Raw genomic sequence first — 15,276 nt, forward strand, 5'->3', positions numbered from 1 at the left:
CAAGGCTGTAATACTTAACCCATTAAATATGATTGACAGATAGGTTGAAGGTTACTTGTATGAATAATATAGAAAATAAAGTTATTGTTATCACTGGTGCAAGTAGTGGTTTAGGTGAAGCTACTGCTCGCTTACTTGCTAAAAAAGGTGCAAAGGTTGTACTTGGTGCTAGACGTACTGAAAAATTAGAGGCTATTGTTCACGACATTCGTGCTAAAGGTGGTCAAGCTGAATTTATTGGTATGGATATAACCAAACCACAGGAAGTACAAGCACTTATTGAAAAGGCATTAAGCGCATTTGGTCAAATCGATGTATTGGTAAACAATGCTGGATTAATGTCTATTGCACCATTAAGTGAGCTAAAAGTTGATGAATGGGATCGTATGATCGACATCAATATTAAAGGTGTTCTTTATGGTATAGCAGCTACCCTACCTGTTTTCCAAAAACAAAACTTTGGACACTTTATTAATCTCGCATCTGTTGCAGGGATAAAAGTATTTAGTCCAGGAGGTACTGTTTATAGCGGTACTAAGTTTGCTGTAAGAGCCATCTCAGAAGGACTTCGTCATGAAGTTGGGGGAACAATTAGAACGACGACTATTGAGCCTGGTGCAGTTGAGTCAGAACTAAAATTCGGTTCTTCTCATAAAGAAAGTTCAGAGTTTGTTACCAATTTCTACAAACAAGCTATACCAGCTGACTCAGTCGCTCGAGCAATTGCTTATGCAATTGAACAGCCTGCGGATGTAGATATTAATGAAATTGTTTTACGCCCAACGAGCCAAGAGTTTTAATAATTGAATAACAAAAAATGGGAGCACCTCGCTCCCATTTTTACTATATTTTTAAAGTTAAGGACAAATCTATGAAAGCCGTATCGTATGTTATAAATCACCATGATGATTTTAAAAATTCATTGGTAGATATTGAAAAAGCGAAGCCTACGCTTAAGGAGCGTGATGTACTGGTAAAAGTTCAGGCAATCTCTGTTAATCCAGTTGATACCAAAGTGAGAAAAAATTCGTCTGAAGCAAATAATCGTATTTTAGGTTGGGATGCCGTTGGTGAAATTATTGAAGTTGGCTCAAAAGTTACCTCTTTTAAAGTAGGAGATTCTGTTTGGTATGCTGGCGATTTAACCCGAGATGGTAGTAATGCTGAGTTTCAAGCAGTCGATGAGCGCATCATCAGCCTTAAACCAATTACAGTATCTAATGCAGAAGCCGCAGCATTGCCATTAACTGCAATAACGGCATGGGAAATGCTGTTTGATCGGTTTCAAATTTCAGAAACAGAAGTTGGCAGTATTCTAATTATCGGTGGTGCAGGCGGTGTAGGATCAATCGCTATCCAACTCCTAAAAGCAAAAACAAATCTGACCGTTATAGCAACAGCTTCACGTGAAGAAACGAAATCTTGGGTGGAATCACTTGGTGCCGACCATGTTATTGATCATAGCAAAGATTTAAACGAACAAATCGAAGCACTAGGCATTGCAAAACCAAAATACGTATTCTCTACCAATCATACAGAAACATATATCAAGCAAATCGTTTCTCTAATTGCACCACAAGGCAAGCTTGGATTGATCGATGATCCACAAACATTTGATATTATGCCGTTTAAGACTAAATCTATTTCTATCCATTGGGAGTTGATGTTCACCCGTTCAATGTATGAAACCGATGATATTGAAAAGCAAGGTGATCTTTTGCAACAGGTTGCCCAATTAGTTGACCAGCAAAAAATTAGAAGTACGCTTAACCAAAATCTAGGCAAAATTAACGCTGCAAACTTGGAGAAGGCGCATAAGTTGCTTGAATCAGGCAAGTCAAAAGGCAAAATTGTACTAGAAAACTTCTGAAACAAATTAAAGGTGAAATAATGACTATTTCAGTAATTGCGAACTTTAAGGCAAAATCAGATCAAAAAGAGACGTTAGAAGCGCTTTTAAAAAGTGTAATAGAGCCTACGCTTCAAGAAGAAGGATGCTTGAAATATGAGCTTTATATTAGCGAAAATGACTCGAGTAGATATTTCTTCTTAGAAGAATGGCGTAGCAGAGAGGATTTAGATATCCATCTAGCCTCTGATTATATTCAAAGTTTATTTGGTAATATCCAATCGCTCATTGAATCAAGTGATATTATAGAAATCAAAAAAATATAGCTGTATTCGGACATTATGATGAAGTATTCTTCAAAGTAACATAGTTAGACTTAAATAAAAAAGCCTGAGTCCAAAGTAGTTAAAATATAAGTGCGAACAAACACTTCAACTACAAGGATTCAGGTTTTTTCACATCAGAATACGGTATTTCATCAATTACTCAAGCCCATTTCAACATTGTGAAAATTCCAAGATTGCTCATAAATTTCGATTTAAAAATCCACTCTATTCACTTGATGCGAGTCATATTGATCTTTCACTGTCATTGTGTGAATGGGCAAAAGTACATGAGTCCAAAGCAAGCATAAAACTTACAGTTGGATTAAATCATAACAACACTATTCCTGAGTTTGTTGCGCTTGGTTATGGTATTGAAAATGACATCGTTCAAGGCAGAACACTTAAATTACGATCTGGAAGTATCGCTGTATTTGATAAAGGGTATGTTGATTATCAATGGTTTGCAGAAATGACCAACCAAAAAGTCAGGTTTGTTACTCGGTTGAGATCAAAGACAGTTTATGAGGTGAAATCAAAACAAGATGTGTTAGCCAGTAAGGGGATTCTTACGGATGAATATATTGAGTTGAGTAGTGATTATGCTAAAAAGCGTGGTGCACCTAAGCGATTAAAATGCAAAAACAAAAAAACTACTTACGATTAGTACACGTAAGTGGTTGATTTATATGGTGGGCCCAGACAGACTTGAACTGTCGACCAACGGATTATGAGTCCGCTGCTCTAACCAACTGAGCTATAGGCCCTAAACTTTAATCATATATTTGATATGAAAAATGCGACTTGATCTTAGTTAAATTTAACTTAAATTACAAGCAGATGATTTTATCAAATTACTAAAATAGTGTTAAAAATCATAAACTGAGCTGATTCTATATGATCTTTACAGCTTGAGTAAAGATGATATTGCACTATTTTGATCATTAATAAGACATCTAAATTTATTTTGATCTGGTCTTGTCGGATATGTGCTTTCCTAAAAAGTCGTATTACACTGCTGCAACTCAAAGCCTATGATGATAAACATGAAAAATTTTTTAGGAAAATCTATTTTTAAAGCAACAGGTTGGCAATACAATGTTGATCCAAAACTTCTAGAAAAAAAACAAGTTATTATTGGATTCGAGCATACATCAAACCTAGATACCATCCTTTCTCTGGCTTTATTTGAAATTTTAGAATTAAAAATACATACACTGATAAAAAAAGAACTATTCAAAGGCCCTCTCAAGCCTATTTTAGAAAAACTTGGTGGTATTCCTGTTGATCGCAAAGCCAACAAAGATATCGTGACTCAAATGGTTGATCTATTTAATCAAAATGATAATTTTAATTTGGTTATAGCTCCTGAAGCGACACGAGCAAAAGATGGTGAAGCGCGAAAACCCATTCGCACTGGTTTTTGACATATTGCAAAAGCAGCCAACGTACCCATCATCTTGATGTATGCAAATGCCCGAAATAAACAAGGTGGCATTTTAGGTAAAATTCACCCTACTGATCTGCAACAAGATTTAGAAAAAATCAAAGCACTATATACCGAATATGATATTGATGTAAAAATTAACTAAATCGTCTGAACCATCTGATCATTTTTTGATGCTTAATCAAAATTTTAAATTTTGAATATGAGCTATGGCAGTTTTCAAGAAAACTATCGCTATGCTAATATTCACGCACTTTTTTGAGTTTTAATTTTTTGGAGTTACTTCCATGGCGGGTCATTCTAAATGGGCCAATATTAAGCATCGTAAAGCTAAACAAGATGCAAGTCGCGGTAAAGTTTTTACCAAATATATCCGTGAAATCGTAACCGCTTCTAGATTGGGCGGCCCAGATGCGGCGAGTAACCCTCGTTTACGTGCTGTTGTTGAAAAAGCACTTTCAGTGAATATGACACGCGACACGATTAATCGTGCAATTCAGCGTGGTGCTGGCGGTGATGATAACGATGATTTAAAAGAAGTAACCTATGAAGGTTATGGCGTTGGTGGCGTTGCGGTTATCGTTGAAACCATGACAGACAACTTAAACCGTACTGTCCCAGATGTTCGCCACTGTTTTTCTAAAACCAATGGTAACTTGGGAACCAACGGTTCGGTGGCTTACCTGTTCACAAAACGTGGCGAAATTTCTTTTGAAGATGTTTCTTTAGAAGACAAAATCATGGAAGTCGCTTTAGAAGCGGGTGCTGATGATATCGAGATCGATGAAGATAGTATCTTGGTAATCACCAGTCCAGAGAGCTTTGGTGATGTTCAGGATGCACTTACAGCAGCAGGTCTAAAATCTGATAATGCTGAAGTTGTGATGAGCCCATCAACTAAAGCTGAAATCAATGATATTGATCAAGCCAAACAAATCATGAAAATGATTGATATGCTTGAAGATCTTGATGATGTTCAAAACGTTTATACCAATGTTGAATTCTCTGAAGATGTATTAACGCAACTTGATGCTTAATTCATTCAGATCAGTAAAAAATGCATCTTTTTAGATGCATTTTTTATAACTTATTTAACAGTTTATAGCAGTTAAATACGTTGTATTCTTTGATCACGAAACTAGAATGTAGCGCAACGACGCTGTCAATTTTACCAATACGGCGTAATAGAATTTCACTATAGTCATCCATATTACGAGCCACCAATTCCAAAATAAAATCGGCGCTCTGCCCTGTCACTAAAAAGGCATTGGTGACTTCAGGAATATCTTCAATTTCTTGTAGAAATTTATCAAAGGTTTCACTGTCATGTTTGCTCAAAGAAACCTGTAAAAGTATATGTAAACTAAAACCGAGCTTATTAAAATTAATTTCTCGTTTGAGCTGTCCCATCACTTGGGATTCAATCAGGTTTTTAATGCGTCGATGCACCGAACTCACTGAGAGATTAATACGCTCTGAAAGCTCATTTAGATTGACATCTTCATGGGTCAAAATTTCAAGAATTTGTTTATCAAAACGATCCAATTCCATTCTACAGTTCTCACTCTGAATTTATGCTTCTATCGGAACTGCTCACTCAGTAATTTTTAAGGGTCAAGGGAAAACATTCGTTTAACTTTTGACGATGCTGCATGGATAACGCAAACATGATTCCGATAAACTTTTGGTTTATCTTTGTCTCAAAGCCGAAACAAGACCTTTTGAGCAACTGTTCAACTCATCTCCCAATAGTGAACAACTCGTTTCGATCCCCATCACACCCTGAAACATAAGATAGCAAAGACTTTTTATAATTATTTCCCTCTTTTCAGTTTTTTTAAAGTAAATTTGGCAATAATTTCTAATATTTTCTATTTATAACGAATTTTCTTTTAATAATTAATTTTATTCACCGATAATTTTTTACTTTATTGACTATTTTGCTCTTTTCTTTCGCATAAAAAAGCCCCGATTATTTTCAATCAGGGCTTTATTCATCAACAAATCTTATAAACCGCGCCAATCAACCCGTGCATTACGTTCAGTCGCATAAATACGCTGTGCATATTGTCCAAGCGGTAAATCTAATAAATAGTCATGATATTCCTTCAATTCACCCGTGAATTGTTCAATATCATCATTTTCCAATTCCCACGGCGTACCCTTAATCACGAGTAAAGGCGCAAGAATTGAACAAACTGCTATATCTGCTAAACCTAGACGATCGCCAACCAAATAACGCCCTTGATTATCAATCAAGCGTTGATTGAGGTCGGTAATCAGCTCAGTCATTCTCACTTTAGATTTTGCGACTTTCTGAGGATTTAACTTATAGTTTGAAGAAACTAAACTCTTTAAAATTGGTTTAGAAATTTTTTCAAACTGACGTAAATAGCCTTGCTCACCCATCATAATTTCGAGTGGATGATCGCCAACAGATAACGCTTGCGCCAATGACCAACGTCGGACATGCACACCCAGTTCACCCGATAATTTATCAATTTCTAAAGCTTGCTCACGTAACTGTTCATCACGTCTCAATAATGCATGTTCAGGATAAGTACTATCAAGATATAAAGCGATTTGTGTTGAATCAGCAACCCAGCGTTTATCATCTTTCAACATCGGCAATAGATATTGCCCAGATTTGAGATAGGTAAATGCTCGGTGAAAACCAGGAATTAAATTATGTGCCACATAGTCCAATTCCTTATGATCTAACAACCAGCGAGCTTTTTCACAATAATGAGACAAAGGAAATTGGTATAAAACCCGCATAAACTCTCCAAATTTATTTTTCTACTCGATCAAACCTAAGGTTTGCTCTACTTTAGAAGTAAAAATGAATGATTACAATGTCGTTTTTTTCCTATCTCCTGTAATTTGGGCAAGATCAAGTTTTCATTACGGCCATGACCTGACTTTGTCATGGCTTTCATGTAAAATCATCAGCAATTTTTAAATAACACATTTGTGAGTGGTTTCATGGGTTTTAATTGCGGTATTGTTGGTCTGCCAAACGTAGGTAAATCTACATTGTTCAATGCATTAACAAAGGCAGCGATTGCAGCTGAAAACTTTCCGTTCTGTACCATTGAACCGAATACAGGCATTGTCCCTGTTCCAGATCCACGCCTAGATAAACTTACAGCGATTGTTAAACCTCAACGTGTTATTCCAACTACGATGGAATTTGTTGATATCGCAGGTTTAGTTGCTGGTGCATCTAAAGGTGAAGGCTTGGGTAACCAATTCCTTGCCAATATCCGTGAAACTGATGCAATTGCACACGTTGTACGTTGTTTTGAAGATGAAAACGTGATTCACGTAAATGGTAAAATTGACCCATTAGATGACATCGCAACCATCAATACTGAACTTGCGCTTGCTGACCTTGATACCGTTGCAAAAGCTTTGTTACGTTTAACTAAAGCGGCAAAAGGTGGCGATAAAGATGCGATTGCCACTAAAGCAGCTTTAGAAAAAATTCAACCTTTACTCGATGAAGGCAAACCAGCACGTGCGGCTGACCTTTCGGATGATGAACGTAAAGCGGTACGCGGTTTCGGTTTAATGACGCTTAAACCAACTATGTACATTGCCAACGTGGCAGAAGACGGTTTTGAAAATAACCCACATCTTGATGCAGTAAAAAAACTGGCTGCTGAAGAAAATGCGATTGTTGTACCCCTTTGCAACCAGATCGAAGCTGAAATTTCATTATTAGAAGATGAAGACCGTGCTGAATTTCTGGAAGCGATGGGTATGGAAGAACCAGGCTTAAACGTGGTGATTCGTGCAGGTTATAGCTTACTTGGCTTACAGACTTACTTCACTGCGGGCGTACAAGAAGTTCGTGCGTGGACGGTTAAAGTCGGTGCGACTGCGCCACAAGCAGCGGGTGTGATTCATACCGACTTCGAAAAAGGCTTTATCCGTGCTGAATGTGTTGCTTATGATGACTTCATTCAATACAACGGTGAAAGCGGTGCCAAAGAAGCAGGTAAATGGCGTTTAGAAGGTAAAACTTATGTCGTACAAGACGGCGATGTATTACACTTCCGTTTTAACGTGTAATTATTTCAACATAAAGACACTATGGAAAGAACATTAGAACGATTATTCGCACATAATCCAATGATACGGCGGTTGTTGATTCTGCTCATCACTGCTGTGCTTGGTATGATTGACTTGGCAACAGGTTATGAGTATTCGTTCTCGGTGTTCTATCTACTGCCTGTTTCAATTGCAGCATGGTACGACCAATATAAGATCACTGTGCTGACCATTATGCTGTCAGGCATGACTTGGTTGATTGCAGACATTCATGCTGGTCATCATTATTCCAATACATTTATCCCTCTTTGGAATGCTTTCGTTCGTTTAGGTTTTTTTTCAATTGTTGCATTTTTGCTGATCCATGTTCGAAAAAACTGGCAAGAAATGAAAAAATTAGCAATGAAAGATCAGCTCACCTCTCTCGATAATAGCCGTGCTCTCGATATTGAATATCGTATTTTGCGTAAATTAAATTTTCGTAAACAGTCGCTGTTCGCTGTTGGAATTATTGATCTCGATGGTTTTAAAGCAGTGAATGATACTCATGGGCATCATCGTGGTGATGAAGTTTTATTACAATTTTCACAAATTCTAAAAAAATCATGTCGTTCTTCAGACATTGTTGCCCGTTTAGGCGGTGATGAATTCGCAATTATTTTATTAGATATTGATGAAACCCAAGCATATCTTTGTGATCATCACTTGCGAACATTATTTGCAGAAAGTGGCTTAAATCAAAAATATGGCGTCGATTTTAGTATGGGTTTAGCCATTTTATCCGAATTACCAGAAAACCTTGAAGATGCAACCAAGACGGCAGATCAGCTCATGTATCAATCAAAATCTTTAGGTAAATCACAAACCACGATTCAATCATTTATTTGACCCATTGCGTTGGTGTACAAGCTGTGACCTTTTTAAATATTCGAATAAAAAAACTTACATTTTCATAGCCCACTTCATAAGCAATTTGCTGAATCTTCATATCTGTGGTTAATAATAACTTCTTGGCTTTATCAACTCTCACCTGTTGCAAATATTGATTGGGAGAAATCTGCGTCGCCAATTGAAAACGCCGTTTCAAATTCCGCTCACTAAAATTAAATTGCTGGGCCAGATCGGCAATCCGGTTTTTACGCAGCACATGCCAGCTTAGCGCAACATGAACGATTAGCTCAATATGCGAATGCAGAATTACATTTAATTGAAGCGTGTGGGCATGTTACTCATCGAGAATAACCGCAACTGATTATTCAAAACATCAAGGAAAATGCTTGGTTCAGTCACCTAGATTTACCATTTCAAAACTTCATCATCGAGCATGGAAAAAAATATAGCATAGAAAAAAATGCTGCCGTATTTCATGCTCAAGACCTTTTTGATGGTGTTTATGGTGTGCTTGAAGGATCGATTAGTTTGGGATACATCGATGTGAATGGGAATGAAGCGATTGCTGCAATTGCTGAACCCATCATGTGGTTTGGCGAAATTTCTCTTATTGACCAGAAACCACGCTCTCATGATGCTATTGCACTCAAGAAAAGTGTCGTTTTACAAATTCCAGCACAACCACTTAAAGCATTTCTACTGCAAAATCCCTATTACTGGTATTACTTTGCTTTGCTTTGCTTTGCTTAGCAGTCAAAAACTCCGTTATGTTTTTTTATAACAAATTGCAATTCAGACTCAAAGTATCAGCCAGCGTCTTGCACAACGTTTATTATTTATTCTTGAAGGCTATGGCAATCGCGCTTGTATCGAAGATTTCAATATTCAAATTTCACAAGATCAACTTGCTAATATGCTAACAATCTCAAGACAAACCGTTAATCAAGAATTAAATCTATTTGAAAAACAAGGAATCATCCAACTTGGTTTTAAAAAAATTGAGGTGATTGATATTGAAAAGTTAAAGAAAGTCGCTGCTGTCGGTTATCTAAAACAATAAAGTATTACGGCGATAGTATAATCTTATTTAGAAAATTAGATCATCTATTATGCAATATCCTCTTAATCTTAAACATAAATTAAAAGATAAACTCTCGCTATAAAACACTACGCTTCAATTTAAATTATTCACAAAATCATTCTGCTTTGTTGTTAAAAACTCGTCTAAATTAATCCTAAGCACTATCGCTTACCTGATTCAGATGACAATTATGAAAAAAGTCGCAACAATTCTAACAGCAGGCTTATTCACCGTATTAAGCGCAAATGCATTTGCCTGCCCAAAAGGAACTCAGTTACAGGGTGGCACAGGACCAAATCATAAAGGTGGCAAATGTGTAGCAGCAAATGTCGTAAAAACCAAAAAAGAAACCACGAAAGCAAAAGAGACAATGAAACATGACACCATGAAAATGTCATCGGATACTAAAAAAGCAGCAACGACATCAACCACACAAATCAAGCAGGAAGCCGCAAAAACAGGAAAAACGTCATAAACCCAAACTCATGATAGCTTTAACCAGCTGAAGCGAGATTCATCATCTCGCTTTTTTATTTAGGTGAGGTATTGCCTAAAGCTGGATTATCAATTGCATCTTTACACTGTGCCTTGTCTCGTTCGTAGTCAGCTCGCTTTTGCGTTGATGAACTCACATTATCTTTGACATCTCTTGCCCAAGTATCCAGACTGGTCAATGCTTTACGGCATAGCGCATATTTTCCTTCAGTCACAGAATCCGTCATTTTGACATTAATTCGCCAATCGGTACTGAGTTGTCGTAATGGTTTTCTAACTTTATCTTCGATCTCAGCAGATTGTTTATTGTAGACAATTGGATCAATTTCATTAATCAGCTTCCAAGCAGCTTGTGCGTAACTTGTTGCATCATTATTAAGTTTGGGTGCTGCTTTAATTTCCACTTTTTTTTCTGGCTGATTGCTTGAATGATCACATGCAGTCAATAAAAGGCTGCTAAACAACATTATTGTCGCTACATGAGTTTTTGTATTAAACATATCAAATCGCCAATGGAACATTTGCGCATTATGCTAGTCAATTCAGCAACAATACTCAATCGTTGTTACTTATTTATCGCATAGAACAATCTGCGTTCTAAAGAATTGATTTAATGCCAATATCATTTAAAGTGGTGAAATAAAAATATCATGTGAATCAAAATTTCTAATCTTAATTTTGGAATAACTTATTTATGTCTCAAATCAAAATTTATGCACTACATCAAACGATTCAACAATTTAGAATTCAATTGTCAGATGCTATTCATCAAGCACTGGTCACAAGCCTCGATTATCCTGTAGAAAAAAAATTTCAGCGCTTTATTGCTTTAGCCCCAGAAGATTTTATATATCCAAATGATCGCAGTGAACAATATTTGATTATTGAAATTTCAATGTTTGAAGGGCGAACAACTTCGGCAAAAAAACAATTTATTCAGTCAATTTTTTCTAATATTCAGCAGCAATGCGGTATTTCCCCACAAGATATTGAAATTACAATTTTTGAAACCCCAAAATCAAATTGGGGAATCCGTGGTCAAAATGCAGATGACTTACTACTTAACTATCAAGTCAATGTCTAAACAGATCAACACGATGATAAGTCATATTTTTTGTCTAACAAAACCTTGTTTTTTTGTATCAGGCAAGCTTAATTCATCAAAAAGTTCTGCTATGCTTAACCACAAATTACTCAGGATAGGATTACACGCATGAGCGTCACTCTTGGAACTCCACTTCAATCTTCTGCATTTAAGGTTTTACTGTTAGGTTCTGGGGAGCTAGGTAAAGAGGTTGTGATTTCTTTACAACGCTTAGGTGTCGAAGTTCATGCCGCAGATCGTTATGATCATGCACCAGCCATGCAAGTTGCACATTTTTCTTATACATTGAATATGGCTGATCCAACTGAATTAAAACAACTCATTGAAAAAATTCAACCCAATTTGATTGTTCCTGAAATTGAAGCGATTGCAACTGAAGTACTTGTAGAAATTGAACAAAGCCAAACAGCAACCGTTATTCCTTCAGCTAAAGCAGTCAATCTCACAATGAACCGCGAAGGAATTCGTCGTTTAGCTGCTGAAGAACTCGGTCTACCGACATCCGCTTATCGCTTTGCCAGTACTTTAGAAAGTTTCCGCGCAGCATGTGATGACATCGGTTATCCAAACTTTGTAAAGCCAGTGATGTCATCATCGGGTAAGGGTCAGTCTCGCGTTAAAAGCTTTGATGAAGTTGATGCCGCTTGGGAATATGCGATGCAAGGCGGTCGTGTGAATCAAGGTACCGTGATTATCGAATCACAAATTGATTTTGATTTTGAAATCACCTTATTAACAGTTCGTGCAAAAAATCCTAAGACTGGCGAAATCGAAACCCATTTCTGTGATCCGATTGGACACCGTCAAGATGCGGGTGACTATGTCGAAAGCTGGCAACCTCAACCAATGACTGCTCCTGCCTTACAAGAAGCTAAACGTATCGCACACAAAGCAACAACTGCATTAGGTGGCTGTGGTATCTTTGGGGTAGAACTATTTATCAAAGGCGATAAAGTTTGGTTCAGCGAAGTTTCCCCTCGCCCACATGATACGGGTCTCGTAACTTTAGCTTCTCAATTCCAAAGCGAATTTGAATTGCATGCACGTGCTATTTTAGGTTTACCTGTTAATACAGCTCGCCATAGTACTGCTGCAAGTGCCGTGATTTATGCAGGTGTGGATGCGAACAACCTCAGCTTTGATGGCTTGAATCTTGCTTTAGCCAATCCGAATACTGACTTACGTTTATTTGGTAAACCTGAAGGTTTTAAACGTCGCCGTATGGGAGTTGCAACAGCACGCGCTGAAACAACAGACCAAGCACGTGAATTAGCGCAACAAGCTGCTGACCAAGTGAGCGTACACACAAACTCTTAACTTAAATTGAGTAGACCCATTTTCATGATCAATACATCTCCTTTGCTGAACTATGTCACCAGTCATCATGATATTAAAGCCATTAATCAATGGCGAACAGATGTAGAAAAGCAATTACAAGAGAGTTATGAAAATGGACAAGCCATTCGTGAAGTGATTAAGGCTCGTTCAAACTCGATTGATGAGGCCTTAGTCTTTTTATGGAATCATGCTGAATTAAATAAAACTGAATTAGGTTTATTTGCGGTCGGAGGATATGGTCGTCGCGAAATGCTGCCATATTCCGATACTGACATCATGATTTTATCTGAAGATGAAATCAGCGAAGAACAAGAAAAACTGATCTCAACTTTTATTTCATCCTTATGGGATGTTGGTAATTTTAAACCTGGAATTAGCGTTCGTACGATTCAAAACTGTGTTGAACAAGCAACAAATGATTTAACTGTTGCTTCAACTTTAATCGAAGCACGTTTAATTTCAGGCAATGAACAACTGGCTAAATGGCCACGTCGTATTGTCGCCCAAACATGGACAGATAAAACGTTCTATGATGCCAAAATGGCGGAACAGACCAAGCGCTACGCTCAACACAATAATACTGAAAGCAATTTAGAACCAGATATCAAAAATGCACCTGGCGGTATTCGTGATATTAATCAGATTGGTTGGATTGCTAAACGCCACTTCCGTGTCAATCGTATTTATGATTTAGTTCACTTAGGCTTTATTACTGAATTTGAATTAGGCGTGCTGGAAGAAGCTGAAAGTTTCTTATGGGAGATTAGAACCCATTTGCATCGTATCACAAAACGAGATGAGAATCGCTTATTATTTGAATATCAAAGAGATATAGCAGCAAAATTTGGTTATGTCCGCGAAGAAGGTCAACCTGTGAACTTTGCAGTTGAACAATTCATGAAACGTTATTATCGAACAGCGCAACAGGTTTCCACCCTCAATGAAATGTTACTCGCCTATTTCAATGAGTCGGTGATTACCCCTCGTCTGCCTGATTATGAACGCCAAATTATTGACATTAATGACCGCTTTAAAATTGTAGACGGTAAACTCGCTGTTCAGCATCACAAAGTATTTTCTGAAGAACCGAGTGCAATTTTAGAACTATTCTATCTGTTAGCCAATCGACCAGAAATTACAGGCATTCGTGCTCGTACCTTGCGTCTTCTTGTGCTCGCAGCAAAAAGAATTGATCAACGTTTCAGGGACAATCCAGAACATCAAGCATTATTCATGTCAATTATTCGCTCACCGCACTTATATGACACGATGGTGGCGATGAAACGTTATGGCGTACTAGGGAACTACATTCCTTCGTTTGGACAGATTACAGGATTAATGCAGTACGATCTGTTCCATATCTACACGGTAGATGCACACACCTTATTATTACTCAGAAACTTAAGTCGCTTTAAAGAACCCGAATTCGCTAAAGAATTCCCTGTGGTGAGTTCAGTATTCCAACGTATTGCGCGTCACGATATTGTCTATATGGCAGCAATTTTCCATGATATTGCGAAAGGTCGTGGCGGCGATCATAGTGAATTAGGGGCATTAGATGCCATCGAGTTCTGTCGCACGCATGGTTTTACTGAACGTGAATGTAAACTTGTAGCATGGTTGATTAACAATCATCTACTCATGTCCCTTACTGCACAGAAGAAAGATATTTCTGATCCAGATGAAGTGAAAGAGTTTGCCGAAAAAGTCGGTGATATGGAACATTTAGACTATCTATACACTTTAACGGTCGCTGATATTAATGCCACGAATCCTAAACTTTGGAATACATGGCGTGCTTCCCTTATGCGCCAGTTATATACCTATGCGCGAGATGTCATTCGTTCAGGCTTAGGTCGTCCTGTTGACTATCAAATGTTGATTGAAGACACCAAATTTGCTGCCAGTGAATTATTGGTCAATAACTTCTCTCTCGCCGAAGTCGAAAAAGTTTGGCAAGAACTCGGTGATGAATATTTCGTTAAAGAATCAGCCAATGAAATTGCATGGCATACTCAAGCGATTTTACAGCATGGCGATAACCCAGAGCCTTTGGTTTTATTACGCGCACATCGTAATGCTGCGGATGACGCCGTTCAAATCTTTATTTATACCCGTGATCAACCGAACTTATTTGCAACAACGGTTGCTGTCTTAGACCGCATGAATCTTGACGTTCAAGATGCAAGAATTATTACTGCAACCACCTCATTTAGTTTAGACACCTACTTAGTTCTTGATCGTTTTGGCACATTGCTTACCGATCCAGAGCGTGAACGCAAAGTCAAAGCTGCACTTGTAGATGCGCTCAGCCATTCAGATCAATACCCAGGTATTATGCAACGCCGTATTCCACGCCATTTACGTCATTTCGATGTGCAAAATACCGTGGATATCGTACTCAACCCAACTTTACAGCAACATATGGTTGAAATCTCAACGCTCGATCAACCGGGTCTCTTAGCTCGGATTGGCGCCTTGTTTATGCTACAAGGATTGGATATTCACTCCGCTAGAATTGCAACACTAGGTGAAAGAGCAGAAGATATTTTCTTTGTGACCAAGAAAAACGGTATATTACTCACCCATGAAGAGGTGAAAGCTTTTGCGGAAACGCTCAAAGCAGCTTTAGATGAAGCATCGAATCAAATTTGTAATCCATCTTAAAATCCCCTGAATCCCCCTTGGGTA

14 protein-coding genes, 1 tRNA gene and 3 pseudogenes are annotated in these 15,276 nt (G+C 37.8%); 13 read left to right on the plus strand and 5 right to left on the minus strand.

What is annotated here, in order from left to right:
• The first annotated feature begins 59 nt into the window (after positions 1–59).
• The 4 genes and pseudogenes from ABLB98_RS08055 to ABLB98_RS08070 all read left to right on the plus strand — a co-directional run.
• The gene (locus tag ABLB98_RS08055; protein ID WP_348883120.1) at positions 60–800 is read left to right on the plus strand and encodes an SDR family oxidoreductase; all 741 of its coding nucleotides are present in this window, start codon (positions 60–62) and stop codon (positions 798–800) included.
• Between the two features lie 71 nt (positions 801–871).
• Positions 872–1,870, plus strand: a complete 999-nt coding sequence (locus tag ABLB98_RS08060) for a zinc-binding alcohol dehydrogenase family protein (RefSeq protein WP_348883119.1) — start codon at positions 872–874, stop codon at positions 1,868–1,870.
• Positions 1,871–1,890: 20 nt separating this feature from the next.
• Positions 1,891–2,175, plus strand: a complete 285-nt coding sequence (locus ABLB98_RS08065; protein ID WP_348883117.1) for a putative quinol monooxygenase — start codon at positions 1,891–1,893, stop codon at positions 2,173–2,175.
• 181 nt (positions 2,176–2,356) lie between these two features.
• Positions 2,357–2,827, plus strand: a pseudogene (locus tag ABLB98_RS08070) (transposase); the annotation flags it as partial.
• 35 nt (positions 2,828–2,862) lie between these two features.
• Here ABLB98_RS08070 and ABLB98_RS08075 read toward each other — a convergent pair.
• Positions 2,863–2,939 (minus strand) — tRNA-Ile (locus tag ABLB98_RS08075).
• 267 nt (positions 2,940–3,206) lie between these two features.
• Here ABLB98_RS08075 and ABLB98_RS08080 point away from each other — a divergent pair.
• Positions 3,207–3,764 (plus strand): annotated as a pseudogene (locus ABLB98_RS08080) (1-acyl-sn-glycerol-3-phosphate acyltransferase).
• Between the two features lie 142 nt (positions 3,765–3,906).
• Positions 3,907–4,656 carry a YebC/PmpR family DNA-binding transcriptional regulator gene (locus ABLB98_RS08085; protein ID WP_004661603.1) on the plus strand — a complete coding sequence of 250 codons (750 nt, stop codon included), beginning with the start codon at positions 3,907–3,909 and terminating at the stop codon, positions 4,654–4,656.
• Between the two features lie 43 nt (positions 4,657–4,699).
• Here the strand turns inward: ABLB98_RS08085 and ABLB98_RS08090 are convergent, their stop codons facing one another.
• Both ABLB98_RS08090 and ABLB98_RS08095 read right to left on the minus strand, forming a co-directional pair.
• Positions 4,700–5,170: an Lrp/AsnC family transcriptional regulator gene (locus ABLB98_RS08090; protein WP_004661600.1), complete on the minus strand. Its 471-nt coding sequence runs from the start codon at positions 5,168–5,170 to the stop codon at positions 4,700–4,702.
• A 456-nt stretch (positions 5,171–5,626) separates the two neighbouring features.
• Positions 5,627–6,397 carry a glutathione S-transferase family protein gene (locus ABLB98_RS08095; protein ID WP_087536195.1) on the minus strand — a complete coding sequence of 257 codons (771 nt, stop codon included), beginning with the start codon at positions 6,395–6,397 and terminating at the stop codon, positions 5,627–5,629.
• Positions 6,398–6,604: 207 nt separating this feature from the next.
• Here ABLB98_RS08095 and ychF point away from each other — a divergent pair, with 207 nt between their 5' ends.
• Together ychF and ABLB98_RS08105 are read left to right on the plus strand one after the other, a co-directional pair.
• The gene (gene ychF / locus ABLB98_RS08100; RefSeq protein WP_004661588.1) at positions 6,605–7,696 is read left to right on the plus strand and encodes a redox-regulated ATPase YchF; all 1,092 of its coding nucleotides are present in this window, start codon (positions 6,605–6,607) and stop codon (positions 7,694–7,696) included.
• A gap of 21 nt (positions 7,697–7,717) precedes the next feature.
• Entirely contained in the window at positions 7,718–8,563 is an 846-nt protein-coding gene (locus tag ABLB98_RS08105; RefSeq protein ID WP_348883116.1) for a GGDEF domain-containing protein, read from the plus strand.
• Here the strand turns inward: ABLB98_RS08105 and ABLB98_RS08110 are convergent.
• Positions 8,556–8,822 (minus strand): helix-turn-helix transcriptional regulator, encoded by a 267-nt coding sequence (locus ABLB98_RS08110; RefSeq protein ID WP_348883115.1) that lies wholly within the window; start codon positions 8,820–8,822, stop codon positions 8,556–8,558. The two genes, ABLB98_RS08105 and ABLB98_RS08110, sit on opposite strands and share 8 nt — an antisense overlap.
• Before the next feature lie 101 nt (positions 8,823–8,923).
• Here ABLB98_RS08110 and ABLB98_RS08115 point away from each other — a divergent pair.
• A pseudogene (locus ABLB98_RS08115) lies at positions 8,924–9,626 on the plus strand (Crp/Fnr family transcriptional regulator).
• A 211-nt stretch (positions 9,627–9,837) separates the two neighbouring features.
• Positions 9,838–10,122 carry a hypothetical protein gene (locus ABLB98_RS08120; RefSeq protein ID WP_348883114.1) on the plus strand — a complete coding sequence of 95 codons (285 nt, stop codon included), beginning with the start codon at positions 9,838–9,840 and terminating at the stop codon, positions 10,120–10,122.
• 55 nt (positions 10,123–10,177) lie between these two features.
• Here the strand turns inward: ABLB98_RS08120 and ABLB98_RS08125 are convergent, their stop codons facing one another.
• Positions 10,178–10,642, minus strand: coding sequence for a hypothetical protein (locus ABLB98_RS08125; protein WP_348883113.1), 465 nt, complete (start codon positions 10,640–10,642; stop codon positions 10,178–10,180).
• 194 nt (positions 10,643–10,836) lie between these two features.
• On the opposite strand from ABLB98_RS08125, the gene ABLB98_RS08130 reads away from it, so the two are divergent.
• The 3 genes from ABLB98_RS08130 (at position 10,837) to glnD (ending at position 15,252) form a co-directional block, all read left to right on the plus strand.
• Complete coding sequence (locus tag ABLB98_RS08130; RefSeq protein WP_348883112.1) at positions 10,837–11,226, plus strand: tautomerase family protein; 390 nt, start codon at positions 10,837–10,839, stop codon at positions 11,224–11,226.
• 120 nt (positions 11,227–11,346) lie between these two features.
• A complete protein-coding gene (gene purT, locus ABLB98_RS08135) occupies positions 11,347–12,564 on the plus strand; it encodes a formate-dependent phosphoribosylglycinamide formyltransferase (RefSeq protein ID WP_348883147.1) in 1,218 nt (405 codons plus the stop codon).
• A gap of 24 nt (positions 12,565–12,588) precedes the next feature.
• Positions 12,589–15,252, plus strand: coding sequence for a [protein-PII] uridylyltransferase (gene glnD / locus ABLB98_RS08140; protein ID WP_348883111.1), 2,664 nt, complete (start codon positions 12,589–12,591; stop codon positions 15,250–15,252).
• The last annotated feature ends 24 nt before the right edge of the window (positions 15,253–15,276 follow it).

The organism is Acinetobacter yuyunsongii, from assembly GCF_041021915.1.
Classification (GTDB): Bacteria; Pseudomonadota; Gammaproteobacteria; order Pseudomonadales; family Moraxellaceae; genus Acinetobacter.

Bases quoted from the DNA above. Each gene is read 5' to 3' on its own strand.
- ABLB98_RS08055 (WP_348883120.1), top strand. From the start codon at position 60: ATGAATAATATAGAAAATAAAGTTATTGTTATCACTGGTGCAAGTAGT.
- ABLB98_RS08060 (WP_348883119.1), top strand. From the start codon at position 872: ATGAAAGCCGTATCGTATGTTATAAATCACCATGATGATTTTAAAAAT.
- ABLB98_RS08065 (WP_348883117.1), top strand. From the start codon at position 1,891: ATGACTATTTCAGTAATTGCGAACTTTAAGGCAAAATCAGATCAAAAA.
- ABLB98_RS08085 (WP_004661603.1), top strand. From the start codon at position 3,907: ATGGCGGGTCATTCTAAATGGGCCAATATTAAGCATCGTAAAGCTAAA.
- ABLB98_RS08090 (WP_004661600.1), bottom strand. From the start codon at position 5,170: ATGGAATTGGATCGTTTTGATAAACAAATTCTTGAAATTTTGACCCAT.
- ABLB98_RS08095 (WP_087536195.1), bottom strand. From the start codon at position 6,397: ATGCGGGTTTTATACCAATTTCCTTTGTCTCATTATTGTGAAAAAGCT.
- ychF (WP_004661588.1), top strand. From the start codon at position 6,605: ATGGGTTTTAATTGCGGTATTGTTGGTCTGCCAAACGTAGGTAAATCT.
- ABLB98_RS08105 (WP_348883116.1), top strand. From the start codon at position 7,718: ATGGAAAGAACATTAGAACGATTATTCGCACATAATCCAATGATACGG.
- ABLB98_RS08120 (WP_348883114.1), top strand. From the start codon at position 9,838: ATGAAAAAAGTCGCAACAATTCTAACAGCAGGCTTATTCACCGTATTA.
- ABLB98_RS08125 (WP_348883113.1), bottom strand. From the start codon at position 10,642: ATGTTTAATACAAAAACTCATGTAGCGACAATAATGTTGTTTAGCAGC.
- ABLB98_RS08130 (WP_348883112.1), top strand. From the start codon at position 10,837: ATGTCTCAAATCAAAATTTATGCACTACATCAAACGATTCAACAATTT.
- glnD (WP_348883111.1), top strand. From the start codon at position 12,589: ATGATCAATACATCTCCTTTGCTGAACTATGTCACCAGTCATCATGAT.